Here is a 25,195-nt window from a genome sequence, read left to right as displayed (position 1 = left end):
GCTGGCACAATTGACTATCGGGAATTGCCGTTCCATATTTCAAAAAATAGAAACTTTGTTCCGGGAGGAGGAATGGAGCTTCATCTGCAAGGCAAGGTCGTGCTGGTCACCGGCGCGACGCAAGGCATCGGCCGCGCCATCGCCGAGACGCTCGCGCGCGCCGGCGCTGAGGGATTGGTGATCACCGGACGCGATGGCAAACGCGGCGACGCCGTGGCGGCGGAACTGTCGGCCATCGGCACGCCGACCACCTTCATCGCCGCCGACCTTGGAGACCCGCAAACCCCTGCCCTTCTGGCGCAAGCCTGCATTGACCGCTTCGGCCGTATCGATGGCCTCGTCAACGCCGCCGGGCTGACCGACCGCGCCTCCTTCCTCGATGCCAGTCTCGACGACTGGGCCTCGCTGTTCGCCGTCAACGCGCGCGCGCCGTTCTTCCTGATGCAGGCGGCGATCGCCGACATGAGGAAGCGCGGGGAGCCCGGCGCCATCGTCAACATCCTGTCGATCAACGCCCATTGCGGCTCGCCGGAACTCGCCGTCTACTCCGCCACCAAGGGCGCGCTGGCGACGCTGACCAAGAACGCCGCCAACGCCCACCGCTTCGACCGCATCCGCGTCAACGGCATCAATGTCGGCTGGACCGACACGCCGGCCGAACGCGTGATGCAGGCCGAAACGCTGGGCCACGGCCCCGGCTGGCTTGACGCCGCTAACGCCGCGCAGCCTTTCGGCAGGCTGCTCAAGCCGGACGATATCGCCAACCTTGCCGTCTTCCTGCTTTCCGACGCGGCCGGCCCGATGACCGGCGCCGTGATCGATCAGGAACAGTCGGTGATCGGGGCAAACCGGTGAACGCGGCTTCGGCATCGTCGGAAACGCTTGGGCCAGCCTTGCTGGACCGGCTTCCGGCCGCTGTCCAAACACCGGCCTACGACCGGAAAACACTCGCTCCCGGCATGGCGCATCTCGGCGTCGGCGCCTTCCACCGCTGCCACCAGGCCGAGTACACCGACGATCTGCTCGCGCGCCAGTTCGACCGCTGGGGCGTTGTCGGCATCAACATCCGCCCGCCCGCCCTTGCCGACACGCTCGGCCGGCAGGGCGGGCTCTACACAAGGCTGATCCGCGAAAACAGCCACATCGAAGCGCGCGTCATCGGCAGCATCGTCCGCGTGGTCGACAGCCAGGCGAGTGCCGCACCGGCGCTCGGCGTCCTCTCCTCATCCGACATCGAACTGGTGACGCTGACGGTGACCGAGAAAGGCTATTGCCACATCCCGTCGAGCGGCGTGCTCGATCTCGACCATCCCGACATCGTCCATGATCTTGCCAACCCGCAAGCACCGCGCAGCGTGCCCGGCATCCTTGCGCGGGCACTGGAGCTGCGCCGGGCCACGCATGGCCGGAAGCTGACGCTGCTCTCCTGCGACAACATCCCGACCAACGGCGGCATCCTGCAGACTGTCGTGCGGAGCTTTGCCGAGCGGCGCGGCAACGGTCTTGCCGACTGGATCGCGGCCAACGCCGCCTTCCCTTCCGCCATGGTCGACCGCATCGCGCCGGCGGTGACGCAGGACGATCTCGACAGCGTCGAGCAATGGTTTGGCTACCGCGACGGCGCCGTCGCCGTCGGCGAGCCATTCCGGCAATGGGTGATCGAGCAGAAATTCGCCGGCCGCGTGCCGCGCTGGGACCTGGTCGGCGCCACCTTTGTCGACGACGTCACGCCGTTCGAGCATCTCAAGATGCGGGTGCTGAACGGCGCCCAGACGACGCTCGCCACACTCGGCGTGCTGGCCGGGCTGGAACACACGTCGGATGCCATCGCCGACCCGCTGCTCTCGGTCTTCGTGAGGCGCATGCTGGTCGAGGAAACGCTGCCGACGCTGATGCCGGTGCCCGGCATGGATCCATCGGCCTATGTCGAGCAGAGCCTCGGCCGCTTGAAGAACACGGCGATCCGCCACCGCAACCACCAGATCGCCACCGACGGCTCGCAGAAGATCGTCCAGCGCCTGCTCAACCCGATCCGTGACCGCTTGAGCCAGGGCGCCAGCATCGGCCTGCTGTCGGTGCCGATCGCCGGTTGGATGGCTTATCTCATCCAGGCCTCCGACCGCTTCGGCAAGCGCTGGCCGGTCTCCGACCCCTATGCCGGCAAGGTTGCCGAGATAGCCGACGCGACAGGCCGCGATGCGGCGGCGTTGGCTTCGGGAATCCTGGCCATCGATACGATTTTTGACCTCGGCCTTGCCGCGAACGAGACATTCCGCGCGACCGTCACATCGGCGCTTGATGAGCTGCTTTCGGACGATCCGATGGCGGCTGTCCGGCACAGTCTCGAACAAGATGAGATCGCCAGGTTGAAACGATCCAAACAATCGGCATTATGAACATGGCCGTGAAGACACGACAGAAGCAATTCCAGGAAAAGTGTGAAACGGTTTTCCGTCCGGAATTGCGCGAAAACAAAGGGAGAGCTCTTCAGCGTTTCCACGAAACGATGAAGAGCTCTGGGGAGGCACTATGAAACTTGGACTGCTCACCGCGCCCTTCGCGGAGACGCCGCTTGGCGAGGTTGCCAACTGGGCAAGCTCGGCCGGCTTCGAGGCGCTGGAAATCGCCTGCTGGCCGAAAACGTCTGGCGCGACCCGCCGCTATGCCGGCACCAGCCATATCGATGCTGCCTCGACCTCAGCCACGCAGGCGAAAGACATCGTCGCCTCGCTGGCGGAAAAGAGCCTCACCGTTTCCGGCCTCGGCTACTACCCCAACCCGCTGCATCCCGATGCCGCGCACCGCGATGCAGTCATCGGCCATCTCAAGAAGGTCATCGTGCTGGCCGCCAATATGGGCGTGCCCGTCGTCAACACCTTCTGCGGCGGCGATGCCGCGAAGACCGTCGACGTCAACTGGCAGGACGCGCTGAAAGTCTGGCCCGAAATCGTCGCTTTTGCGCGCGGCCACGGCATCAAGCTTGCCTTCGAGAACTGCCCGATGATCTTCAGCTATGACGAATGGCCGGGCGGGCACAACATCGCCTATTCGCCACTCGTCTGGCGCCGCATCCTGGAGACCTGGGGCGGCGATGTCGGCATGAATTTCGACCCCTCGCACCTGGTCTGGCAGATGATCGACCAGGCCCGCTTTATCAGGGAGTTCGGCCCCTACATGCTGCATGTCCACGCCAAGGATTTGATGATTGATCATGATGGTTTGTACGAGCGCGGAATCCTTTCGGCCGGGATAGGCTGGCAGGTGCCGCGCATGCCGGGGCTGGGCGATGTCGACTGGAGCGGCTTCTTCTCCGGCCTCTACCGCGCCGGCTATGACGGCTCGGTCATCATCGAACACGAGGACAGGCGATTTGAAGACAGCGACGAGCAGGTGAAGCGCGGTTTTCTGCTCGCCCGCGACGTGCTGCGTCCCTACGTCAAGTGAGGAAAACATGTCGATAACGACATGCGGAGGACAACGAGTTGAGCGGGCCGCCTGAATCTCTTTGTGAGCGACATGCCTCAACGACTTGGAACTGAAACTGAAAAACAATGTGGAGGAGTACTGAAATGAAGAAAATACTGACCATGGTGCCGCTGCTTGCGGGTGCTGCCTTGCTGGCATCGATGGGCGTCTCGGCCGCCGCCGGCAAATACACGATCGGCATCTCCAACACCGTCCAGGGCAATGGCTGGCGCGAGGAGATGGTCTGCGCCATGAAGGCGCAGGCGCTGGCTTCCGGCGAGGTGGCAAAACTCAACATCGCCCACCGCAACACCGACGCCGCCGGCCAGCTGGAAGACATCCGCAATTTGATCAGCGCCAAGGTCGACGCCATCGTCGTCAACCCCGCCGATCCGGCCGGCATCAAGGCAGGCCTGGAGGAAGCCACCAAGGCCGGCATCGTCGTCGTCGCCGTCGACCAGGCGGTCACCGAGCCGTCGGCCTACATCATCTCCAACAACCAGGAGGAATATGCCTATCTCGGCGCCAAATGGCTGTTCGGCCAGATGGGCGGCAAGGGCGAGGTATTTTACATGCGCGGCGCCGCCGGTGCCTCGGCCGACAGCGATCGCGACAAAGGCTTCAAGAAGGCGCTGGCCGAATTCCCCGACGTGAAGGTGGCGCAGGAGGTCTTCACCGGCTGGCAGCAGGACCAGGCCAAGCAGCAGATCCTCTCCTTCCTGTCGACCGGAACGCCGATCAACGGCATCTGGACGTCCGGCATCGACAACGTCATCGTCGACGCGCTGGTGGAATCGCAGGCGCCGCTGGTGCCGATCGTCGGTGCCGACAATGCCGGCTTCGTCGGCCAGCTGAGCTCGGTCAAGGGCCTGGTCGGCGCCGCGGTCACCAACCCCGGTTCGATCGGTGGTGCGGGTGTGACGCTGGCGCTGCAGATCCTTGACGGCAAGAAGCCGGCGCAGCAGACCGTGCTGGTGCAGCCGCAGCTCTGGGAAAACGCCACCGATGAAGGCAAGGCCAAGCTGAAGGCCGCCGCCGACCCGTCGCTCAGCCCCGAATGGCCGGTCTCGATCTCGATCCCGGACTGGACGACGTACACGAAGGACCAGATCGTGGCGTGCAAGGGGCCGGGGGAATAAGGAATTGAATTGCATGGCGAGGACGGTTGCCGTCCTCGCCATTGTAGGTCAGCGCTCTACCCCCCTCTGTCCTGCCGGACATCTCCCCCTCAAGGGGGGAGATCGGCAGTCGCGGCGCCGGCTCTCTTCTTGCAACGTCGAAAATTGGCGAAAGCTGAGACGACGTCTAATCTCCCCCCTTGAGGGGGAGATGTCCGGCAGGACAGAGGGGGGCCTCGTAAAGCGCCAACCATCAGCCAGTTTGCTCTAGAAATATTTGAACAGATTGACCCGAGACCCAAACGATTTGACCACCAGCCCCCTCCTCGACGCCACCGGCGTCGCCAAAAACTACGGCGCGGTTGCAGCGCTGCGCAACGCGTCGCTGACCGTGCTGCCCGGCGAGGTCCACGCGCTGATGGGCGCCAATGGCGCCGGCAAGTCGACGCTGGTGAAGATCCTGACCGGGGCGATTTCGGCCAATGCCGGGCACATCCTGATCCGCGGCGAGGCGCGCGACATACGCTCGCCCGCCGCCGCGCGCCGCGCGGGCCTGCTGCCCGTCTACCAGGAGCCGTCGCTCATCCCCGATCTCGACGTCCTCTCCAACCTCCGCCTCACCGGCACGCCGGTCGAGCCGTTCCGCGCCTGGGTGCGCGAGCTCGGTATCGCGGACCTCGATTTGCGCGACACCGCGCGCGACATTCCGCTGGCCGTGCTGCGCGTACTGGACCTCGCCCGCGCACTCGCCGTCGAGCCTGACGTGCTGCTGCTCGACGAAATGACGGCGGCCCTGCCCGCCAACCTCGCTGAAAAAGTGCTGGAAGTGGTGCGCCGCCAGGGCGATTCGGGACGCGCTGTGATCTTCATCTCGCATCGCTTCGTCGAGATCTCGGCGCTGTGCGACCGCGCCACCGTGCTGCGCGACGGCGAGACCGTCGGCGTCGTCGACATCGTGCCGGGCGTCGAGGAAAAGATCGTCGAGCTCATGCTCGGCACCCGCATCGTCAAGACCCATGTCGCCGCCCGCAGCGCGGCTGAGAAGGCCGCGCCCGCCCCTGCCCGGCCGCGGCTCGCCGTGCACAATCTGCGCGTCGGCACCAAGCTCAACGACGTCTCCTTCGATCTCAGGGATGGCGAGGTCGCCGGCGTCGTGGCACTCGAAGGCCAGGGCCAGGACGAGCTGTTCGCCGCCCTTGCCGGCTCGATCCGGCCCTCGGGCGGCACGATCGAGGTCGACGGCTCTCAGGTGAAATTCTCGCACCCGACCGACGCCATCCGTGCCGGCATTGCCTATGTGCCGGGCGACCGTTCGGAAGCGCTCGCCATGCAGCGCTCGGTGCGCGAGAACATCGCCCTGCCCTTCAGCGCGGCGCTGCGCAATTGGGGGCCGATCAATATGCGCAAGGAGCGCGACACGGTGCTCAGCGCTATCAAGCGCCTGCAGATAGACACCCGTGCGCAAGGCGAGGTGCAGCGCCTGTCCGGCGGCAACCAGCAGAAGGTGACGATCGCCCGCTGGATCGCGGCGGATGCCCGCACCATACTGTGCTTTGATCCGACGCGCGGCATCGATGTCGGCACCAAGCAGGAGATCTACAAGCTGCTGCGCGAGCTCGCCGGCCACGGCAAGTCGGTGCTGTTCTACACCTCGGAACTGGAAGAGGTGCAGCGCGTCTGCGACCGCGTCATCGTCATCTTCGGCGGCCGCCTCGTCGACATCTTTCCGGTGGAGGAGGCAGACGAGCCGGCACTGATGCGCGCAGCCTACGGCCTGCCGCGCGGCGCCAAGGCCGATATCGGCATTTTGGCCGACCCCACCGCCTCCGGCGCGCCAGAGGCTAAGCCATGAACCATTTCCTGCGCCGCCAGGGCTGGGTCATCGGCCTGTTCGCTCTCCTGATCGTCCTGTTCATCGCCACCAAAATCATCCAGCCCGGCTATGGCAGTGGCGACTTCGGCTCGCTGGCGCGGGCGGTTCTCCCGTACGCTTTCGCCGTCGCAGCCCAAACGGTGGTCGTCATCGCCGGCGGCATCGACCTGTCGGTCGCCGCCATGATGGCGCTGACCAGCGTCACCGCCGCCTCGATGATGAATGGCGCGAGCGAGGAATACGCGCTGTTCGTCGTGCCCTTCGTGCTCGCCATGGGTCTTGTCCTCGGCGCGCTCAACGGCCTGTTGATCGTCGTCACCCGCGTGCCCGACATCGTCGTCACGCTCGCCATGCTGTTCGTGCTGCAGGGTGCCGCCCTGCTGGTGCTCGACGCGCCGGGCGGCGCCGCCGCCGAATGGCTGAAGGCGTTGATCTCGGGCACCGTGCCGATCCCCGGCCTGCCCGACGCCATCGACGCCTGGCTGCCCAAGGCGCTGCTGGTGCTGATCGTCTGCCTCTGCGTGATCTGGATCCCGCTTCGCCGCTCGCGCCTTGGCCTCTCCATCTATGCCATTGGCTCGAGCGAACTGGCGGCGTTCCGCTCAGGCGTGCCGGTCAAGCGCACCCGCATCATCGCCTATGCGCTGTCGGGCCTGTTCGCCGCCTTTGGCGGGCTGGCGCTGACCATGAGCACCGGCATCGGCGCCCCCATCCCCGGCCCCTATCTCTTGGCCAGCGTCGCTGCCGTGGTACTGGGCGGCGTCGCGCTCGGCGGTGGCAAGGGCGGCCTGCTCGGCCCCATAGTCGCCGTCTTCGTGCTGCGCCTGCTGCGCACGGATTTGACGCTGCTCGCCATCGACCCCAACGTCACCGCCATCATCGAAGGCGCCATCATGGTGGCGGTGGTGATGTTCGGCGCGTTCATTACGATGCGGGAGCGGCAATGAGCGAGAGTAGCGCCTTACGGCGCCCCCCTCTGTCCTGCCGGACATCTCCCCCACAAGGAGGGAGATTGGCAGCTTTGGCGCCCCACCCTTTTCAGCAACGTTGGAGATTGGCGAAAGCCGCGACAACAGCCAATCTCCCCACAAGTGGGGGAGATGGCCGGCAGGCCAGAGGGGGGCGCCGTAGGGCACAAGCCTCCCGGAACATCGGGCAAACCCCATGAGCACCACCGCGATCACCCCCGTCCCCTTCGGCCGCCGCATAAAACGCTTCATGGCCGACCGGCCGCTCGTCCCGCTGATCATCCTGCTCGTCATCCTGGTGGTGATCCTGCAGATCCTGCGCCCCGGCATCGTCAACGAGCGCTGGATCGCCAACACCATCAAATTCGCCATTCCGCTGGCGATCCTCGCCGGCTGCCAGACCATGACCATGCTGACCGGCGGCATCGACCTCTCGGTCGGCACGGTCGCGACGATGAGCGCCTTCATCATGGCCACGCAAATCGTCAGCCAGGACCCGGCGGTGGCCTTCCTGCTGGCGATGATGCCGGCGGTGCTGATCGGCCTCGTCAACGGCATCGGCGTCGGCGTCTTCCGCGTCCACCCGTTGATCATGACGCTGGGCACCAGCCTGATCGGCACCGGCTGCCTGCAGGTCTACCAGCGCACCGTGATCGCGTCGGGTGCCAAAATCCCCGATTTCCTCGCCTGGCTCGGCACCGGCGTCACCTACGGCTTCCCCAACGCGCTGCTCTTGTTCATACCGCTGGCCGCCCTCATCGTCTTCACGCTCGCCCGCACCGGCTTCGGCCGCCTGCTCTACGCCGTCGGCGACAATGAGCGTGCGACGCGCCTGTCGGGCGTGCAATACTGGCAGGTCATCACGGCGCTCTACGTCACCTCGAGCCTGCTCGCCGGCATCACCGGCCTGCTCTATATCGGCCTGATCAAGGCCCCGTCCCTGTCACTCGCCGAACCCCTGGTGCTCCCCTCGGTCGCCGCCGCCGTCATCGGCGGCACCTCCATCTTCGGCGGCCGCGGCGGCTACACCGGCACCATCATCGGCGCGCTCATCCTCACCGTGCTGACGACGCTCTTGACGATTTTGCAAATGCCGGAAGGGGCGAGAAGGATATTGTTCGGGCTGATCGTGCTGTTTGTCACGGCGGCTTATTTGCGGATTGTGGAGGAAAGGTAGGGGGCGAACGGCTGATTTGGGGCCGGAATCGGACCCGCTGTCAGTCGCGTCGGATTACCGAGCTTCGGCTATACCCGAAGACAGAGGGGGCGCATGACGGGGCAGTTCACAATCGGTCTCATCGGCTACGTTTTAGCGGTAAATTTGCTGGCGTACGCCGCTATGGCATTCGACAAGTCCAGGGCCAAAAACGGTTTACAACGCATTCCCGAGTCGACGCTTCTGACCCTTGCCATGATCGGCGGCAGCATCGGAACCATGATCGCGCAGCAAACGATCCGACACAAGACGCGCAAGGAGCCGTTCCGCTCCACGCTCGTTGGCATCGTCCTGCTCCAGCTCCTCGCCCTGATCGCGCTTATAGTCGGATTGCTCACTACGGGATCGCCCGAAGCGCTCTGGCGATTCCTTACGTCATGACGGCGACTTATCTGCGGATTGTCGAGGAGCGGTAGGGACCTGCCGCCCGTCGCATGTCCCGTTTCGACGTGATGCGCTTAATTTTCTCGCGTGCCGCGATACATTTCCAAGGCGCGGTCCCTGGCCACGGCGTGGTCCACGATCGGCGGCGGATAGTCCTTTCCGATGGAAAGCCCGCACTCCCCGAGGACGGCTACCGGCGCTTCGAAGGGACGATGGATGTAGCGGTCGGGCAGCTTGGCCAGTTCCGGAACATAGCGCCTGATGTAGTTGCCCTACGGATCGAACTTTTCGTCCTGCAGGACGGGATTGAAGATGCGGAAATAGGGAGCGGCGCCTGCGGCCAATCCGGGATTACGGTGACAGTGCACTCTTACGTCACCCCGTCGGCTAATCACCCCCCGCGCCATCCCCCCGATCCTCTCAAGCAACCCTGCTCCCCAAGGCCGCATCCATCACCGGCAGAATCTCCCGCGCCGTCGCTTCCACAGTCAGGCGAGAGCCCAAGCGATCGCGTATCCATAGGCGAATGGCCGCCTTGCCAGTCCTGCCAATTCGAAAATCCGGCCCCCGCCAGGTCTTGACGAAAATCGGTGCGCCTGACACGACGGCAAATGGGGCATTCGCGCCATGGACGACGAGCAGGCGGTGGGCAAGCTGTGAAGCGCTTTTTTCGATTGCTTGCCGCCGTGGTCATGGCGTCCGGCGTGGCCGGGTGCACCAGCGTCTCCTACTACGCGCAGTCGCTGGAGGGCCATGTGCAGATCATGGCCGCGCGGAAAAATGTCGGAAAGCTCATCCACGATCCATCGACGCCTGTGGCATTGCGCACGAAGTTGACGTCGGCGAGCGCCATACGTCGCTTTGCCACGGATGAGCTGGCGCTCCCCGATAACAGCAGCTACCGCAGCTATGTCGACATCGGTCGAGATAACGTGACCTTTGCCGTTTTTGCCGCGCCGCAATTCTCGCTCACGCCACGGACATGGTGCTTTCCGGTCTTCGGCTGCGTTCCGTACCGGGGCTACTTTTCCCAGAAATCCGCGGCTGAAAGTGCTGCCGAACTGCAGCAGCAAGGCCTGGACGTTTACGTCTCGGGCGTCACCGCATATTCCACGCTGGGCTGGTTCAGCGACCCGCTGCTCAGCACCATGCTGCGTCAGGACGTCATATATCTCGCAGGCCTCATCTTCCATGAACTGGCGCATCAGGAAATCTATGTGAACGGCGACTCCGCGTTCAATGAGGCTTTCGCGGTCGCCGTCGAAACCACAGGGGTGAGGAAATGGCTGCGCGCCACCGGCAATCGCGCCGGATTGCGCAATTATGAAATCGATCGCCAGCGCAAAGCGGATTTTCTCGGACTGATAGCGAAAACGCGGGACGAGTTGAGGCAGGTCTATGCCAGCCCCCGCACCTCGCAGCAGATGGCTGCCGCCAAAACAGCCGCGATCGACAGGCTGCGGGTGCGCTACCGGCAAATGCGCGACAGGCGCTGGGCGGGATATCGCGGATACGATGCCTGGTTCAATAGCCCCATCAACAACGCAAAGCTCGCCGCGACGTCCGTCTACGGCGAACAGGTTCCGGCGTTCCTTCGCCTGTATGATTTGTGCTCGGGCGATTATCCAAGGTTCTATGCTTCCGTTCGGCGGATTGCGGCATTGCCCGAGCCTTCCCGCGCGGAGGCACTGAGGAACGCGACGACGTGTCATTGACGTTGACCAGCACGGCGGCCTCGCCGCCCGACCAACGCCGGTTCTGACCGGCGCGCGCGGGAGCGGGGCCGGCCTCACCGTCCGCTCGTCATCCCCCCAATCCCCTCCAGCAGCGCCCCCTGCTCCCCCACCCAGAACCAGTGATCCTCCCCCTCCACCTCGACAAACCGCGCCCCCGGTATCCGCGCCGCCAGATACCGCCCGGCCTCGATCCGCACCGCCCGGTCACCCCTGCGGTGCACAACCAGCGTCGGTGCTCTGACTTTTGACAGCAGCGGCCGCACGTCGGCGTCGCGCAGCGCCTGCAGCAGGCCGGCGACGGCGCCGGGGCTGGAGGCGGCCCGGAGCAGGCCGGCCCACCAGGCGCGCGCCTGGCGGTCTTCGGCGACGCTCGGCGCGAAGGTTTCGATTTCCGCCGGGCCGCCCCAGCCGGCGAGCAGGCGCTGTTGCCATAGGTCGTATTGCGCCGATGTGAGCGCGAAGGGATAGTCCGGCGCGCGGCTGCCCTTGGCGAGCGAGCCCCACAGCACCAGGCCGGTCAGGCGGTCGGGGTAGTCGACGGCAAAGCGGATGCAGCCCGGCCCGCCCTCCGAGGCGCCGACCAGCACGGCGCGGCGGCTGCCGGCGGCGTCCATGACAGCCAGTATGTCGCGCGCGGTGGCCTCGACGGTCGGGCGGGCGCCGACGCGGTCGGACAGGCCCATGCCGCGCCGGTCGAACAGGATCAACCGGCCGAGCCGCGACACAGCATTGAGCCAGGCGCGGCAGCTCCTGTCTTCCCAGATGCGCTCGACATGCGAGATGAAGCCGGGAACCAGCACGATATCGGCAGGGCCGCTGCCTATGGTCTGGTAGGCGATATGGATGCCGTCCACGGCGACATAGCGGGTTCTGGGCATCTCCGGTCCGGCATCGCTGGCGCGCAGCAGAGCGAGCGTCGCCGGGTCGGGCGCCACGCCGAGTTCGTCGCGCAGCAGCCGCACACAGGTCTCGCCCTGGCGCTCGGCCGCCGCCCGGTCGCCAGCCGCCAGATGGGCGCGGATCAAATGGCGGTGTGCGCTTTCGCTCAAGGGATCGAGGGCGGCAAGGCGGGTCGCGTGGACTACAGCGCCGCGCGCATCGCCCCCGGCGATCCTGGCTTCCACCAGCCGCTCCAGCGCCTGCACCAGCCGGCTGCGCAAGGCCTCGCGGCGGAAGAACACCCATTCCTCGAATTCGGGACAATCCGGCAGCGAGAAGCCGGCGAGATAGTCGCCGGTGTAGAGGCGGGCGGCCTCGTCGAGTTGCCCGGCATCGCAGGCATGATCGAAGGCGATGGCATCGGCCTCGACCAGGAGCGCCGGGCGCAGGATGAGCGATGCCGCGCTGGCTGAAATGACCTCCTCGCCGAAGGCGACGCGTATCTTGTAGAGCGTGCGCCGCAGGCGCGCGCGGGCGGCCTCCGCGTCGGCTTCGGGCCACAGCAACGTGGCGGCGACGTCGCGCGCCACCGGTCCGCCGGCCTCGGCGAGGTAGATGACCAGCGCAGCCGCCTTGCGCAAGGCGAGCTCTATCGGCTGCCCGTTCAGCCGGAACTCCGGAAAACCCAGAAGTCTGAGTTGTATCCGCTCCATCGATCCGCACGCGGCCGCAAGGGATTCGAGAGGACGTTGAGGGGACGCCGGCCTTCTATCCATCCCCGCGAAGTCGGGCGATCGGGCCCGATCAACTCCCTTGGAGCGAGAAATGTCACCGGTCAATACATCAAGCCACCACGCACCTCATGCCATGGGCGCCGCACCTGCCAGCACCGGGCATGGAGGTTGAACCATGTGCCAGACCTGCCTCTCCTGGTATGCGCGCTGCGTCGCACCCTATTTCGTCCATGCCGGCTGTTCGGCCGGCGCATTCACGCAGATGCGCAGGCGCGTCATCCCGAGGGCCGAAGGTGTCGTCGTCGAGGTCGGCTTCGGCTCGGGCCTCAACCTGCCCTATTACGACGCCGCGAGAGTACAGCAGCTGATCGGCATCGATCCCGACGGCACCATGCTCGGCCTCGCCGCGCCGAAAAGCCGTGCCATGCCATTCCCGGTCGAATGCATCCGCGCCGGCGGCGAAAGCCTGCCCTTGGCCGACGGCATCGCCGACACCGTGGTCGTCACCTATGCCTTCTGCACCATTCCGGACCCGCAAGCCGCGCTGAGTGAAATCCGGCGCGTCCTGAAGCCGACGGGCCGGCTGATCTTCATCGAGCACGGCCAGGCCGAGGGGCCGCGTTGCCGCCGGTGGCAGGAGCGCCTGAACCGGCTGTGGGGATCAATTGCCGGCGGCTGCCACCTCAACCGCGATCCGTTGCACCTGATCGGCGCGGCGGGTTTTCGCCTGCTCGAGGTACAGCATAGCCGCTTCCCCTTGCCCTTCTGGCAATTGGGCAGCCACCACGCCGGCATCGCGTCGGCGGGCTGACCGACCTTTGCCGGCTCAGGCCGGCACCGCTCTCTTCGCTCGCTGTCCGCCCTGCTCCGCCTCGCCGCACTCGACGAACCGGCGCCAACCGCCGAAGGACGAGATGTCGGAGGCACCGCTGAGCCCAACGGTTTCGGCCAGGAACCCCTTGGCCGAACTGCCGTCCTCGAGCTCGACGGTGCCGATGCCGAGCGGCGGCGGGATGGCGGCGACGAAGCGGCCGAAGGCGTCGGCCGACAGCCGCCAGACCTCGACCTCGACGGCGGCGCCGCCCTCGGCAACGCGGATCAGGCCGGGCTTGGGCACGGACTGGCCGGCCAGCGCATAAAGCCTGTAGGCGGCGGATGTTTTTGCCGCGCGCGAAAACCGCGCGCCGAGCTGGGTGAGCTGGCCGTTGAGCGGCATGCCCGACAGATGCGCGCCGACAACCACGAGATCGATCATCCCGTCATCGGCTGACGACGCTGCCGGCGCAATGCCCGGCTGCGCCCAGCCGGTTGCGCCGAGCGGCAGGCCGCTCGCGGCATGGATGTCGCGGGCAAGTGCCGCCGTCAGCCAGTCCCTGCCGGCCATGGCGAGCAAGGTCACGCTCATGGGCAGCCCGTCGTCGCGCTTGCCGGTCGGCACGGCGATGCCGCACATGTCGAGCAGATTGACGAAATTGGTGTAGGTGCCGAGCCGGCTGTTGGTGGTGATCGGATCGGCGAGCACGGCGTCGAGCGCATAATGCGTCGGCGCGGTCGGCACGCAGAACAGGTCGACCGAGGCGATGACCGGGGCGAGCTTCGCCTTGTACGCCTGCAGCGCATAGAGGCCCTTGAACGCATCGGCCGCCGACAGGCCGCGCGCGCCGCCAATGATCTTGCGCGTCACCGGATGCATGGCCGCTTCGTTGGCGTCCATGAAATCGCGGATCGCCGCATAGCGTTCGGCCACCCAGGCGCCTTCATAGAGCAGATTGGCGGTGGCATAGAAATCGCCGAACGGGATCTCGACCAGCCGGCAGCCGAGCTTTTCCAGCAGGCCAAGCGCCACCTCGAAGCCCGTCTGCATCAAGGCATCGCCGAAGAATTGCAGGTCCGCCTTCGCCGGCACGCCGACGCTCAGCACAGGCGGGCGGGCGGCCAGCGCCGGCACCTTCACGGTTCGCGAATAGGCATCGGCCGGGTCCTTGGCCGCCGCGACGGAGAACACCGCATAAGCGTCGTCGACGGTGAGCGCGAACACCGAGACGCAGTCGAGCGTGCGGCAGGCCGGCACCACGCCGGCGGCCGACAGCGCGCCGACCGTCGGCTTCAGCCCGACAATGTTGTTGAGCCCGGCGGGGATGCGGCCGGAGCCGGCCGTATCGGTGCCGAGCGCGAACGAGACGATGCCGCGCGCCGTCGCCACCGCCGACCCCGACGAAGAGCCGCCTGGCACCAGGCTGGCATCGACGGCGTTCCTCGGGATCGGATAGGGCGTGCGCACGCCGACAAGGCCGGTGGCGAACTGGTCGAGATTGGTCTTGCCGACCACCAGCGCGCCGGCGGCCTTCAGCCGCGCCACCACGGTGGCATCCTTGTCGGGCACATAGGCATATTCGGCGCAGGCGGCGGTGGTCGGCATGCCGGCGACATCGATGTTGTCCTTGACCGCGAACGGCACGCCCCACAGCGGCTTGCCCACCGGATCGAACGGTCCGAGCGTCTGCGCCTGCGCCAGCATCTCCGCCTTGCCGGCGAGATGAATGAAGATGCCGGGATCGTCCGCCGCCGCGATGCGGGCATGAACGGTGTCGATCATATCGGCGACACTGACGCCGGCCGCATAGGCCGCATGCAGACTGCCGATATCGAAGCGGATCTCGCTCATTTGGCCTCCCCCAGAATGATCACCGGCAAGTCCCACTGGATCAGCACGACGCAGCCGTCCTTGGTCCACACCGAATGCTCGGTGCCGACCGGATTCAGGATGACGCTGCCGGAGGGATAGTCGCCATTCTCGTCGCTCTGCGTGCCCTCGAGCACGACGATGGTTTCAAGTCCGACATGGCGGTGGCGCGGCACGCCGGCGCCCGCCCGGTAGTCGAGGATCGCCACCGACGGCTCGACCGGTCCGCCCTTCAGCAGCCAGTGCACGGTGATGCCCTCGCGAAAAGGTTCGAACGCCAGATCGCGCCAGCCGCCACCGACGAGGCCGGCAAAACTCAGATTAGCCATCGGCAAGTCCCTGCAGCACCTGGTCGGTCGTCGCCGTCCAGCCGACGATGGCGCCCTGGGCGCGGATCATGGCGATGGCGGCCGCCTTGAACTCGGGAAAATAGCTTTCCGTCGCGTCTTCGGCGAGCAGGCATTCGTAGCCGCGATCATTGGCCTCGCGCATCGTCGTCTGCACGCAGACCTCGGTGGTGACGCCGGCGAAAACCAGCTGCTGTGCGCCAATCCGCTTCAGTTCGTCACCGAAGCTGGTCGCATAGAAGGCCCCCTTGCCCGGCTTCTCGATGACGATCTCGCCCGGCAGCGGCTTGAGTTCGTCGAGGATCGCTGTACCCGGTTCGCCTGATATCAGCACGCGGCCCATCGGCCCGACGTCGCCGATGCGGATCGACGGATTGCCGCGATTGCGCTTGGCCGGCGGCAGGTCGGATAGATCGGCGCGGTGGCACTCCATCGTGTGGATTACCGGCAGGCCGGCGGCGCGGAACCCCTCGATCAATTTCTTCACCGTCGGCACGATCGCCGTAACCCGGCTGACATCATTGCCGAGGCTGGCGCCGAAGCCGCCGGGCTCGGCGAAATCGCGCTGCATGTCGATGACGACCAGCGCCATCGTCTGCGGCTTGAAGGCAAAGGCGAACGGCTGCGCATCGATTTCCGCCATCAATGATGTCCCGCCATATGCTCGCCGATGGTCTGCACGCTCGCTTGCGCGATCGGCGTCTCGTAGACCAGCGCGCCGTCCGACATGACGAAGATGCGGTCCGACAGTTCCAGGAGTTCGTCGAGGTCCTCCGACATCAACAGCACGGCGGCACCGGCGTTGCGCGCCTTCATGATGCGGGCGCGGATTTCGGCGACGGCCGAGAAATCGAGGCCGAAGCAGGGATTGGAGACGATCAGCAGGTCGACCTCGCCGGTCAGCTCGCGCGCCAGCACCGCACGCTGCACATTGCCGCCCGACAGCGAGGCGATGGGCGACGACAGCGATGCGGTCTTGACCTTGAACTGCTCGACCAGCCTGGCGCTGAAGGCGCGGATGGCGCTGGCGTTGATCCAGCTCACCGGCTTGCCGTTGCCGTCCATGTCGAAGGTGCGGAAGGAGATGTTTTCGGCCACCGTCATTTTCGGCGCGCAGGCATTCTTCAGCGGCTCCTCGGGAATGAGCCGCACATTGAGCGCCCGCGCCTCGGCCCGCGTCGCCGCATAGGCGGAACCGCGCACCAGCACCTCGCCGCCGTCGCGCGGCCGCTGGCCGGCCAACACTTCCAGAAACTCCTTCTGGCCATTGCCGGAAATGCCGGCGATGCCGACGATCTCGCCCGAACGCACGCCGAGATCCTCGATGCGGATCGATTTCAGCCCGGTGCGATCCGGCGCCTTCAGCGATTTGACCTTGAGCACGATCTCGGCATCGGCCCTGGGCGCCGCGCGGCTGTCGAGGGCGGCGATCGGCTGGTCGCCGATCATCATCGCCGCCATCGCCTTGTGGTCGAGATCGGCGACGCGTCCGGTTCCCGTCAGTCTGCCCTTGCGCAGCACGCTGACATCGTCGGCGAAGGCGGTGACTTCATGGAATTTATGCGAGATCATCAGCACGGTGAGGTCGCCTGCCTTGGTCATGTCGCGCACCAGCCCCAGCACCTCCTGCGCTTCGCCCGGCGTCAGCACCGAGGTCGGCTCGTCCAGCACCAGGAAGGAGCGGCCGAGATAGAGCTGCTTGATGATTTCAAGCTTCTGCTTCTCGCCGGCCGCGAGCTCCGCCACCTTGACGTCGAGCGGCAGCTTGAAAGGCATGCGCTCCATGAACACGGCAAGCTCTCCGCGCTCCTTGCGCCAGTCGATGACACCGGGAACTTTTTCGCGCGAGATGACGAGGTTTTCCGCACCGGTCAGCGAGGGGACGAGGGTAAAGTGCTGGTAGACCATGCCGAGCCCGAGCGCCGAGGCGTCGCGCGGACTGGCGATCGTCACCTCGCGGCCATCGACGAGGATGTCGCCTGACGTCGGGTGATAAAAACCCATCATGCATTTGACCAGCGTCGACTTGCCGGCGCCGTTCTCGCCGAGCAGCGCGTGGAAGGAGCCCGCCGGCACCTTCACCGACACGGCGTCCAGCGCCGTGAAGCCGCCGAAGCGCATGGTCATCCCAATGGTTTCGACGCCGACCGCTTTCCTGTCGCTCATCGTGGCCCCCTCAAGGCAGTTGCGCGACGAGCGCCTTCGAGTTCGACACCGTGCCGAAGACGCCGCCCTGCATCTTGATCATCTTGATTGCCGCCAGATGGTTGCCGAAGTCGGTCGCGCCGCAGCAATCCTCCAGCATCATGCATTCATAGCCGCGGTCATTGGCCTCGCGCATGGTGGTGTGCACGCAGACATCGGTGGTGATGCCGGTGAGCACGATGTTCTCGATGCCGCGCTGGTTGAGGATCAGCTCCAGATCGGTGGCGCAGAACGAGCCCTTGCCGGGCTTGTCGATGATCGGCTCGCCCTCGATCGGATAGAGGTCGGGGATGATGTCCCAGCCCGGCTCGCCGCGTACCAGGATGCGCCCGCACGGGCCGGGGTCGCCGATGCCGGCATTGATGCGGCGCGAGCGCCAGCGCTTGTTGGCCGGCAGGTCGGCGAGATCGGGACGATGCCCCTCGCGCGTGTGGATGATGGTGTAGCCCTTGGCCCGCATCGCAGACAGCACCGCCTTGATCGGTTCGATCGGCGCCCGCACCAGCGACAAATCGTAGCCCATATGGTCGACATAGCCGCCCGGCCCGCAGAAATCGGTCTGCATGTCGATGATGATCAGCGCCGTGTTGTCGGGTCGCAGGTCGCCATTGTAGGGCCACGGATAAGGCTCGGCATCGATCGTGTGCTGGGTGAATTCGGCTCTGGCGTTCATCGGCAAAACTCCAGTCATTTGGTGCCAGTCATTTGGTGATCGACAATTCGCCTGGCGCACCCGCTAGCGAGCGTGTCGGCGATGAGGTGGCGATCATGATGATAAGGGTGAGGATGTAGGGAGCGGCGTAGAACAAATAGTAGCCCTGCGTGACGCCGACCGATTGCAGCGCCGGACCAAGCGCGCCCGCTCCGCCGAACAGCAGGGCGGCGGCAAAGCAGCCGAGCGGATTCCAGCGCGCGAAGATGACCAGCGCCACCGCCATCAGGCCCTGGCCCGACGAGATGCGCTCGGTCCAGCTGCCGGGATAGTAAAGCGACAGATAGGCGCCGCCGACGCCGGCCAGCGCGCCGCCGACACCGGTGGCGGCGAGCCGCACCGTATCGGGGTTGAGGCCCATGGCGCGTGCCGCATCCGAACTGTCGCCGACGACGCGCACGATCAGCCCGGCCCGGGTGTTGCGGAAGGCCCACCATAGGATGACCGAAAGCACCGCCCCGATCAGGAACAGCACGTTGACGTCGAGTGCTGCCTGCACCTGCGGTATGTCGGACCAGCCGCCGAAGGGAATGGCCGGCAGATTGGGCGCCTTCGGCTTGATGAACGGCTTGCCGAAGAAGAAGGCCAGCCCCGAGCCGAACAGCATCAGCGCGATGCCGATGGCGATGTCGTTGACTTTCGGGAATTTGCAGATCCAGCCATGGAACAGGCCGAAGCACAGGCCGGCGACGGCCGCGGCGAGCAGGCCGAACCAGGGCGAGTTGGTCATCACCGCCACCGCATAGGCTGTCATGGCGCCGAAGACGAGCGTGCCTTCGAGCCCCAGATTGATGCGGCCGGACCGCTCGGTGATCGCCTCGCCCAGTGAGACGAAGATGAAGGGCGTCGACACACGGATGGCGCCACCCAGAATGGCCAGCGGCACGCCCCAGAGGCCGATCTCGGTCGCGTCCATCAGGCAGTCCCCTTCAAGAGATCGGGCCTCTTCCACAAATCGGGATTGAAGGCCTTGAAGCGGCCATAAAAGGTTTCGCTGAACAGGATGACGATGAAGATCATGCCCTGCAACACCAGCACGGTGGCGTCGGGCAGGTCGAGGCGGCGCTGGATCAGCCCGCCCGAGGCGTCGATGCCGCCGAGCAGGATGGCGACCGGAATGATGGCCAGCGGATTGTGGCGGGCCAGGAAGGCGACGAGGATGCCGGTGTAGCCATAGCCGGCGGCGAGCGAGGCATTGGCGCTGCCTTGCACGGCGGCGACCTCCAGCATGCCGGCGAGCCCGGCGAAGCCGCCGGCCAGAGCGGTGAAGCCGACAATGAGCGGCCCAACGGCCAGCCCCTGCACCTGCGCGGCGCGCACATTGCCGCCGGCGATGCGGGCGGCGAAACCCCAGCGGGTCTTTTCGATGAGCACCCAGGAGAGAATGCAGGCGACGACGCCGACCACCAGCCCCCAATGCACGTCCATGCCCGGTATGTTGCCGATGCGGTAGATCTCCGCCAGCGGCTGCGTCGACGGCTTGTTGAGCGAGGCCGGGTCGCGCAGCGGCCCCTCTACCAGCTGGTTCATCAGCGCGATGGCGATGTAGGCCATCAGCAGGCTGGAGATGGTTTCGTTAACGGCCCGGTAGTGGCGCAGCGCGCCGACGGCACCGATCCAGATGCCGCCGGCGGCCAGGCCCGCCACGCCCATGGCAAGAATAACGATTGGCGAAGGCGCGCCGCTCAGCGCCACGCCTATGGCAGCGGCGGCAACACCGCCGAGCACGATGGCGCCCTCGCCGCCGATGACGACAAGGCCAAGCCGCGCCGGCAGCGCCACGCACAGCGCCGCCAACAGCAAGGGTGCGGCCCGCGACAGCGAGTTCTGGATCGAGAACCAGGAGCCGAAACCGCCCCGCCACATGGTCTCGTAGAGCAGGACCGGCGACTTGCCGACGAGCGCAATGAACAGGCTGAACAGCGCCATGCCGACGATCAGCGCCGCCAGCGGAATGACGAAAGCCTCCGCCCGCCGCGCGATCCATTCCAGCGCCGAGGGATAGACCCTGGCGCCGAAGAGTGCCGGCGCGCCGGCTCCTGTCACCGTATCCGTCATCACCCCGCTCCCCCTCGGATCAGGCAGTCGAACCGACGACGCCCTCGACGAGATAGTCCATGCTTTCGAGCTCGATGGCGGTCTCGACGAAGGCCTGGCCCGCAGTGGCGACGACAGCGCCCTTGTTGCTTTTCAGCGGCCCCTTGATGACGGAGAAGCCACCCTTCATCATTTCGGCCAGCGTGGCGTCGAACTGCTTGCGCGCCGGCTCGCCGACGGCGGGGCCGAGTGGGCTCATCTTGACGAAGCCGTCGGCCAGGCCGCCGCGGGTGAAGTTGGGCAGCGGCGTGCCAGCGACGAGGTCGTCGACGAACATCTTGTAGACCTTGGCCCAGTTCCACTCGGCGCCGGTCAGGTATTTTTCCGGCGCCAGCGGGCTCTGGTTGGCGTGATAGCCGCAGACGAAGGCGCCGCGCCCGGCCGCCGTCTCGACCACCACTTTCGGGCTGTCGACATGGCAGGTGATGACGTCGGCGCCCTGGTCGACCAGCGCATTGGTGGCCTCCGCCTCCTTCACTGCCAGCGACCATTCGCCGGTGAAGATGACCTGGCAGGTGATGGCCGGATCGACCGAGCGCGCGCCGAGCAGGAAGGAGTTGATGTTGAGCAGAACCTGCGGGATCGGCTTGGCGGCGACGAAGCCGAGTTTCTTGGTCTTCGAGGTGTGGCCGGCGACGACGCCGTTCAAATACTGGCCCATGCCGATATAGCCGAAATAGGAACCGGCATTCATCGGATGCTTGGCCTTGTCCCACATGCCGCCGCAGTGGCGGAACTGCACGTCGGGGAATTTCGCGCACATGGCCAGCATGTGAGGGTCGAAATAGCCGAACGAGGTCGGGAAGATCAGCGAGGCGCCATCGAGATTGATCATCGATTCCATCGTCTTCTGGACATCGACCGTTTCCGGCACGTTCTCCTCCTCGACGACGGTGATGCCCTCGATGCCCTTCAGTGTCGCCGCCCCCTCGGCATGCGCCTGGTTGTAGCCATAGTCGTCCTTCGGCCCGACATAGATGAAGCCGACTGTGGCGGTGGCGGCAAAGGCTCTGCTGATGGGAAGGGCCGCCGAGGCAAGCCCGAATGCCGCCCCGGCGGCGGAGGTCTTGAGCAATTGGCGGCGGCTAAGCATGAATCTGTCGGTCATCTGAATGCTCCCCTGTAGGACCCCTTCCGGGTCGGTTAACGCCTTCTCAAGAAAGTGCATGCAATCGCCATGCCAGTTCGAATTGATAAATTTATCCAATAAAATCAATGATAGTTGCAACACGCCATGCACAAGCGAGAGGCAATTGCATGCACTTTTTGCCTTGAAAACAGCCAATTTGACAGACAGATTAAAACATAGGCATAGAGGGTGCGGCCTGAGTCGGGATCGCGCCGTCTGGCCGCAGGATTTCATGGCTCGGAACGCCGGAGCATGGGAGGCGATCGAGATTTGTCGGCAAAGCGCGGGTTGATCCGGTCGGGCACGACCGTCGATCAGATGGTGCGGGCGATCGGCGACCGCATCGTCACCGGCGTGCTGCGCCCGGGCGAAAAACTCGACGAGGTTTCGCTGGCCGCCCGCTTCGAGGTGTCACGCACGCCGGTGCGCGAGGCGCTCGGCCATCTCAGCGCCATGGGCCTCGTCGAGCGGCGACCCAACAGAGGCGCTATTGTCGCCGTCGTCACCCAGGAACATCTCACGTCGATGTTCGAAAGCATGGCCGAGCTGGAAGGCATATGCGCGCGCTTCTGCGCCGAGCGCATGACCGGCAGCGAGCGCCGCGCGCTCGAGACCGAGCACCAGGCCTCGGCGCGGCTGGTGCGGCTGGGTGCCGAGGAAGACTATGAATACTTCAACACCGAGTTCCACAGCCGGCTCTATCGCGGCGCCCACAGCACGCACATCCAAGAGCTGACCGCGACGACGCGCAGCCGGCTGGCGCCCTTCCGCCGCGCCCAGTTCAGGCTGGCCGGTCGGCTGGCCAAATCCTGGCAGGAGCATGACGCCATCGTCACCGCGATCCTGCGTGGCGACGGCGCTGCCGCGGGCAAGGCCGCGCGCGACCACGTCTCCATCGTCAGCGAGGCGAGCGCCGTCTTTGCCGTCGGCGACCAGCCGAAGGCCGCGACCATGACGCCAGTCACCTCAGGCTGAGGATCCAGCTGGCTTCAATGGCATCGGGGACATGGCCAAGCCGTGTCGCACAACCGGTGCGACAAGCCCCCTCACCAAAACCCGACCAGCGACCTCAGCATCGCAGCTGGGCCGACCGCCTCGCGGCATACCTCGCGAAAGCCGGCCCGTCCCGTTGCATCGAGCACGTCATCGTCGATGCCGCGCAGGATGGTGCTCGCATTGCGCCATCCGATCCTGGCCAGCGCCGAGGCCAGCTCGGCGCGCGCGGGATCAAACGCGGTGCGCTCACCCGTCGTGCCCGCAACCTGGTCGAAATCATTGCTCGCGTCGAGCGTGTGCCGCGGAATCTCCACCACGCTACGGACGTCGAAAGGCCTGGCAAAGCCCAGGAAATCAGAGATCAGATACAGCGACGTGGCCGCGGATGAGACGAGCTGCTCATAGCACATGAAATGCACCGGAGCGCCGGTGCGGCGAAGCGCATCCATGGCGAAATAGAACTGGTTCCAGTAATCGGCTGGCGACCGGAACCTGTATTCCATGCGCTTGGGCTCGGTGAAATCCTGCCTGACTTCGAACGGTTGCTCGAGGAACGAGCCGAGATTCCCGTTCGGCTTGAAAATCGTGTCGTTCCTGGCAAGGCGGAACCATGACAGGATCTGTGTGACCGGATCCTTGCTCATGACGACAATGGGCAAGCCCCCATGGTCGACCTCGCGCCCGCTCATGAGCGCCGGGAAGATTCCGTGTTTCCAGAATCCCTGATCGAAGACGACCGGGATTTCGAGGTAACGTTCGATGAGATGCTTGGCGAGATTGGTGCCGGATCGCGGCGTCCCCATCACCCGGACGGCATCAATGCCGGGCCGCTCCCGCGCTCCGCCGAGCGTCGACATGTTCACGATGCTTCCCATTACGCCCTGCGAAAAACGGGTTGATCGGCTACCAATGCGCCGGCCTGTCTGGCCGGCCCGGCCAGCACCGGATGCGGCCCGTAAATCCTGGGCGTCGGATCGTCTGAAGCGGTCTCTGCGACGGGGTCAAGTTCTGCGGCATGGTCGACTTCCGCGACATGGTCAATAGCCGCGACATGGTCGACAATGGTCGCGAAAAACGCGCGCTCGCGGATCGGGCGGTATCGCGTCGTGATGGTGTGGCGCAACTCCGCCAGCCAGACCGGATCGGTGCAGGCCTTGGTGACCGCGGCGCACCAGGCTTCAACGTCGTGCGCGGGAATAGTCGGCATCAGCCCTTGCGTCGCCTCCGTCAGCGACGGCGCGTCCGAAATCAGCACCGGCAGCCCGAAATCCAGGCACTCGGCCGCCCCCAGCCCCCAGCCTTCGACCGCGGAAGGATAGACGCTGAATTCAGCATCCCGGTAGAGTTCCGCCAATTCCCGGTCGCTGAGATTGGGGCGGAACTGGACATGCTCGGCAAGCTCCGGATGCTGCGCCATGAAGGCGGTGAGTTCCTCATACATCCAGCCCCATCGGCCGCACAGCACGAGCGTCGGCAGCCGCTCTCCCAGCAGCGGCAAAAGCCGGTGCCAGACCTTGAGCAGAAGGATGTGGTTTTTCCGGATCTCGATCGTCGAGCAGTAGAGGACGAATTTGCGGTTCCGGTTTTGCTTTACGACGGACATCTCCCGGTCGGTGACGCTTTCCCTCAGGAAGGCGCCGGGCGATGCAACCGCGACCTGGGGAATCCGGCGCAGGCCGGAGGCTTTCGCATGACACTTCACCCTGTCGGCGGTGTATTTCGACACGCAGACGAGCAGCTGCGCATTTTCCAGCTGCCATGCCGTGTTGCGGACAAAACCGCGCGCGTGATGCGGACCGACGAATTGCGGGAAGTCGATCGGAATGAGGTCGTGCATCAAGGTGAAGATGCCGCTTTTGGCTTTTCCCGTGAGCTTCTTGGCGGCGAACTCGTGCACGCTCGCACTGGACAGAAAGCAGATGACGTTTTCGTCTTTCAGCGGATCTCCGGTATCGAGCCTGCTTGGGCGGAGCGCCGACTTCACGATCTTGAAAAGCCGGATGGCCGTCTTGGACAGTTGGAACTTGAGCCCGCGCCGCTTCTCGGAACCCGAGAGGAAGATCGCCGCCACGCGATCGAACTCGCGCCCGCAGGCGAAGGGCGCCTCCCGCATGATCGACAGCACTTTCCACAGCCGCGCCAGATACGAGCTGCCCTCGCCGCCAACCGGCTGCGGCAGATCACCGTCGACAAGCCGCTTCAGATAGCGAAGTTCGGTTTCATCGAGCCTCTGACCCTGCCCCCATGCGTCGACGATGAAGAAGCCGACCGGCGAGCCCTTCCATCGAAGCGCCTGGCGAATGAGCGCCGTTTCGACGCGCGGGATGCCCACTGGCGGATGCGGCCCCCAGCGAAACGGCAGGGACGCATCAATATACAGTTTTTTCAATGGCTTACCTCTGAGGTTGCTTCACCGAAATCAATCAATCCGGAGGCAACAAAATCCGTGGCGGTCAAAGCCGCATCCTTTCGGATCGTTTGCCTTTGTTCCGATCGAGGCCCCGGAGGCTTCGCAAATGGCTTTCCCGGGAGTGCCAATCTATCTACGTGGGAAATTTACCCACGTCAAGTACGCGCGGTTGACTTGTGGGTTATTTTCCCACACATTGAGTCAGTCAGCGACTGTAAGAGGAAAGGAAGCCAAGACATTCCA

22 protein-coding genes and 1 pseudogene are annotated in these 25,195 nt (G+C 65.4%); 11 read left to right on the top strand and 12 right to left on the bottom strand.

Annotated features, from left to right (window positions below):
• Positions 1-72: 72 nt before the first annotated feature.
• From JN279_RS16815 to JN279_RS16780, 8 genes are all read left to right on the top strand, one after another.
• Positions 73-855: an SDR family oxidoreductase gene (locus tag JN279_RS16815; RefSeq protein WP_202353411.1), complete on the top strand. Its 783-nt coding sequence runs from the start codon at positions 73-75 to the stop codon at positions 853-855.
• Positions 852-2,396, top strand: coding sequence for a mannitol dehydrogenase family protein (locus JN279_RS16810; RefSeq protein WP_202353410.1), 1,545 nt, complete (start codon positions 852-854; stop codon positions 2,394-2,396). Before JN279_RS16815 ends, JN279_RS16810 begins: the two co-directional genes overlap by 4 nt.
• Positions 2,397-2,529: 133 nt before the next feature.
• Positions 2,530-3,444, top strand: coding sequence for a sugar phosphate isomerase/epimerase family protein (locus JN279_RS16805; protein ID WP_202353409.1), 915 nt, complete (start codon positions 2,530-2,532; stop codon positions 3,442-3,444).
• Between the two features lie 125 nt (positions 3,445-3,569).
• Positions 3,570-4,604, top strand: a complete 1,035-nt coding sequence (locus tag JN279_RS16800) for an ABC transporter substrate-binding protein (RefSeq protein ID WP_202353408.1) — start codon at positions 3,570-3,572, stop codon at positions 4,602-4,604.
• A gap of 286 nt (positions 4,605-4,890) precedes the next feature.
• On the top strand, positions 4,891-6,435 hold the full coding sequence (locus tag JN279_RS16795) for a sugar ABC transporter ATP-binding protein (protein WP_202353407.1): 1,545 nt from the start codon (positions 4,891-4,893) through the stop codon (positions 6,433-6,435).
• Positions 6,432-7,403 (top strand): ABC transporter permease, encoded by a 972-nt coding sequence (locus JN279_RS16790; RefSeq protein ID WP_202353406.1) that lies wholly within the window; start codon positions 6,432-6,434, stop codon positions 7,401-7,403. The genes JN279_RS16795 and JN279_RS16790 overlap by 4 nt, the downstream gene beginning before the upstream one ends.
• Positions 7,404-7,620: 217 nt before the next feature.
• Positions 7,621-8,601 carry an ABC transporter permease gene (locus JN279_RS16785; protein ID WP_202353405.1) on the top strand — a complete coding sequence of 327 codons (981 nt, stop codon included), beginning with the start codon at positions 7,621-7,623 and terminating at the stop codon, positions 8,599-8,601.
• 93 nt (positions 8,602-8,694) lie between these two features.
• The gene (locus JN279_RS16780) at positions 8,695-9,021 is read left to right on the top strand and encodes a DUF1294 domain-containing protein (protein WP_202353404.1); all 327 of its coding nucleotides are present in this window, start codon (positions 8,695-8,697) and stop codon (positions 9,019-9,021) included.
• Between the two features lie 77 nt (positions 9,022-9,098).
• On the opposite strand, the pseudogene JN279_RS16775 reads toward JN279_RS16780, so the two are convergent.
• Positions 9,099-9,371, bottom strand: a pseudogene (locus tag JN279_RS16775) (FAD-binding domain-containing protein); the annotation flags it as partial.
• Positions 9,372-9,716: 345 nt separating this feature from the next.
• On the opposite strand from JN279_RS16775, the gene JN279_RS16770 reads away from it, so the two are divergent.
• Positions 9,717-10,739, top strand: coding sequence for an aminopeptidase (locus JN279_RS16770; RefSeq protein WP_202353747.1), 1,023 nt, complete (start codon positions 9,717-9,719; stop codon positions 10,737-10,739).
• Between the two features lie 74 nt (positions 10,740-10,813).
• On the opposite strand, the gene JN279_RS16765 is transcribed toward JN279_RS16770, so the two are convergent.
• Positions 10,814-12,352, bottom strand: coding sequence for an alpha/beta hydrolase (locus JN279_RS16765; protein WP_202353403.1), 1,539 nt, complete (start codon positions 12,350-12,352; stop codon positions 10,814-10,816).
• A 196-nt stretch (positions 12,353-12,548) separates the two neighbouring features.
• On the opposite strand from JN279_RS16765, the gene JN279_RS16760 reads away from it, so the two are divergent.
• Positions 12,549-13,184: a class I SAM-dependent methyltransferase gene (locus tag JN279_RS16760; RefSeq protein WP_202353402.1), complete on the top strand. Its 636-nt coding sequence runs from the start codon at positions 12,549-12,551 to the stop codon at positions 13,182-13,184.
• Positions 13,185-13,199: 15 nt separating this feature from the next.
• Here the strand turns inward: JN279_RS16760 and atzF are convergent, their stop codons facing one another.
• The 8 genes from atzF to JN279_RS16720 are packed head-to-tail and all read right to left on the bottom strand — an operon-like array spanning position 13,200 to position 21,525.
• Positions 13,200-15,038: an allophanate hydrolase gene (gene atzF, locus JN279_RS16755; RefSeq protein ID WP_202353401.1), complete on the bottom strand. Its 1,839-nt coding sequence runs from the start codon at positions 15,036-15,038 to the stop codon at positions 13,200-13,202.
• Positions 15,035-15,385 carry a cupin domain-containing protein gene (locus JN279_RS16750; protein WP_202353400.1) on the bottom strand — a complete coding sequence of 117 codons (351 nt, stop codon included), beginning with the start codon at positions 15,383-15,385 and terminating at the stop codon, positions 15,035-15,037. The genes atzF and JN279_RS16750 overlap by 4 nt, the downstream gene beginning before the upstream one ends.
• Positions 15,378-16,046 carry a cysteine hydrolase family protein gene (locus tag JN279_RS16745; RefSeq protein WP_096448046.1) on the bottom strand — a complete coding sequence of 223 codons (669 nt, stop codon included), beginning with the start codon at positions 16,044-16,046 and terminating at the stop codon, positions 15,378-15,380. The genes JN279_RS16750 and JN279_RS16745 overlap by 8 nt, the downstream gene beginning before the upstream one ends.
• Entirely contained in the window at positions 16,046-17,569 is a 1,524-nt protein-coding gene (locus JN279_RS16740; protein WP_202353399.1) for an ABC transporter ATP-binding protein, read from the bottom strand. Before JN279_RS16740 ends, JN279_RS16745 begins: the two co-directional genes overlap by 1 nt.
• 10 nt (positions 17,570-17,579) lie before the next feature.
• Entirely contained in the window at positions 17,580-18,281 is a 702-nt protein-coding gene (gene biuH, locus JN279_RS16735; RefSeq protein ID WP_202353398.1) for a biuret amidohydrolase, read from the bottom strand.
• A 28-nt stretch (positions 18,282-18,309) separates the two neighbouring features.
• Positions 18,310-19,236, bottom strand: a complete 927-nt coding sequence (locus tag JN279_RS16730) for an ABC transporter permease (RefSeq protein ID WP_202353397.1) — start codon at positions 19,234-19,236, stop codon at positions 18,310-18,312.
• Positions 19,236-20,378, bottom strand: coding sequence for an ABC transporter permease (locus JN279_RS16725; RefSeq protein WP_202353396.1), 1,143 nt, complete (start codon positions 20,376-20,378; stop codon positions 19,236-19,238). The genes JN279_RS16730 and JN279_RS16725 overlap by 1 nt, the downstream gene beginning before the upstream one ends.
• A 19-nt stretch (positions 20,379-20,397) precedes the next feature.
• Entirely contained in the window at positions 20,398-21,525 is a 1,128-nt protein-coding gene (locus JN279_RS16720) for a BMP family ABC transporter substrate-binding protein (protein WP_183461399.1), read from the bottom strand.
• A gap of 273 nt (positions 21,526-21,798) precedes the next feature.
• Here JN279_RS16720 and JN279_RS16715 point away from each other — a divergent pair, with 273 nt between their 5' ends.
• Positions 21,799-22,521: a GntR family transcriptional regulator gene (locus tag JN279_RS16715; protein WP_202353395.1), complete on the top strand. Its 723-nt coding sequence runs from the start codon at positions 21,799-21,801 to the stop codon at positions 22,519-22,521.
• Positions 22,522-22,592: 71 nt separating this feature from the next.
• On the opposite strand, the gene JN279_RS16710 is transcribed toward JN279_RS16715, so the two are convergent.
• Both JN279_RS16710 and JN279_RS16705 read right to left on the bottom strand, forming a co-directional pair.
• Positions 22,593-23,417 carry a hypothetical protein gene (locus tag JN279_RS16710; RefSeq protein ID WP_202353394.1) on the bottom strand — a complete coding sequence of 275 codons (825 nt, stop codon included), beginning with the start codon at positions 23,415-23,417 and terminating at the stop codon, positions 22,593-22,595.
• Entirely contained in the window at positions 23,417-24,931 is a 1,515-nt protein-coding gene (locus JN279_RS16705) for a glycosyltransferase (protein ID WP_202353393.1), read from the bottom strand. Before JN279_RS16705 ends, JN279_RS16710 begins: the two co-directional genes overlap by 1 nt.
• Positions 24,932-25,195: the final 264 nt, after the last annotated feature.

The sequence above is a fragment of the Mesorhizobium sp. 113-1-2 genome (assembly GCF_016756475.1).
Classification (GTDB): Bacteria; Pseudomonadota; Alphaproteobacteria; order Rhizobiales; family Rhizobiaceae; genus Mesorhizobium; species Mesorhizobium loti_C.
The sequence above is the reverse complement of the archived record's forward strand: the minus strand, read 5'-3'. Positions and strand labels throughout refer to the sequence as shown.

Bases quoted from the DNA above. Each gene is read 5' to 3' on its own strand.
- JN279_RS16725 (WP_202353396.1), bottom strand. From the start codon at position 20,378: ATGACGGATACGGTGACAGGAGCCGGCGCGCCGGCACTCTTCGGCGCC.
- JN279_RS16710 (WP_202353394.1), bottom strand. From the start codon at position 23,417: ATGGGAAGCATCGTGAACATGTCGACGCTCGGCGGAGCGCGGGAGCGG.
- JN279_RS16770 (WP_202353747.1), top strand. From the start codon at position 9,717: ATGGCGTCCGGCGTGGCCGGGTGCACCAGCGTCTCCTACTACGCGCAG.
- biuH (WP_202353398.1), bottom strand. From the start codon at position 18,281: ATGAACGCCAGAGCCGAATTCACCCAGCACACGATCGATGCCGAGCCT.
- JN279_RS16750 (WP_202353400.1), bottom strand. From the start codon at position 15,385: ATGGCTAATCTGAGTTTTGCCGGCCTCGTCGGTGGCGGCTGGCGCGAT.
- JN279_RS16760 (WP_202353402.1), top strand. From the start codon at position 12,549: ATGTGCCAGACCTGCCTCTCCTGGTATGCGCGCTGCGTCGCACCCTAT.
- JN279_RS16745 (WP_096448046.1), bottom strand. From the start codon at position 16,046: ATGGCGGAAATCGATGCGCAGCCGTTCGCCTTTGCCTTCAAGCCGCAG.
- JN279_RS16800 (WP_202353408.1), top strand. From the start codon at position 3,570: ATGAAGAAAATACTGACCATGGTGCCGCTGCTTGCGGGTGCTGCCTTG.
- JN279_RS16765 (WP_202353403.1), bottom strand. From the start codon at position 12,352: ATGGAGCGGATACAACTCAGACTTCTGGGTTTTCCGGAGTTCCGGCTG.
- JN279_RS16815 (WP_202353411.1), top strand. From the start codon at position 73: ATGGAGCTTCATCTGCAAGGCAAGGTCGTGCTGGTCACCGGCGCGACG.
- JN279_RS16720 (WP_183461399.1), bottom strand. From the start codon at position 21,525: ATGACCGACAGATTCATGCTTAGCCGCCGCCAATTGCTCAAGACCTCC.
- JN279_RS16780 (WP_202353404.1), top strand. From the start codon at position 8,695: ATGACGGGGCAGTTCACAATCGGTCTCATCGGCTACGTTTTAGCGGTA.
- JN279_RS16785 (WP_202353405.1), top strand. From the start codon at position 7,621: ATGAGCACCACCGCGATCACCCCCGTCCCCTTCGGCCGCCGCATAAAA.
- JN279_RS16805 (WP_202353409.1), top strand. From the start codon at position 2,530: ATGAAACTTGGACTGCTCACCGCGCCCTTCGCGGAGACGCCGCTTGGC.
- JN279_RS16740 (WP_202353399.1), bottom strand. From the start codon at position 17,569: ATGAGCGACAGGAAAGCGGTCGGCGTCGAAACCATTGGGATGACCATG.
- JN279_RS16730 (WP_202353397.1), bottom strand. From the start codon at position 19,236: ATGGACGCGACCGAGATCGGCCTCTGGGGCGTGCCGCTGGCCATTCTG.
- JN279_RS16790 (WP_202353406.1), top strand. From the start codon at position 6,432: ATGAACCATTTCCTGCGCCGCCAGGGCTGGGTCATCGGCCTGTTCGCT.
- JN279_RS16715 (WP_202353395.1), top strand. From the start codon at position 21,799: ATGGGAGGCGATCGAGATTTGTCGGCAAAGCGCGGGTTGATCCGGTCG.
- atzF (WP_202353401.1), bottom strand. From the start codon at position 15,038: ATGAGCGAGATCCGCTTCGATATCGGCAGTCTGCATGCGGCCTATGCG.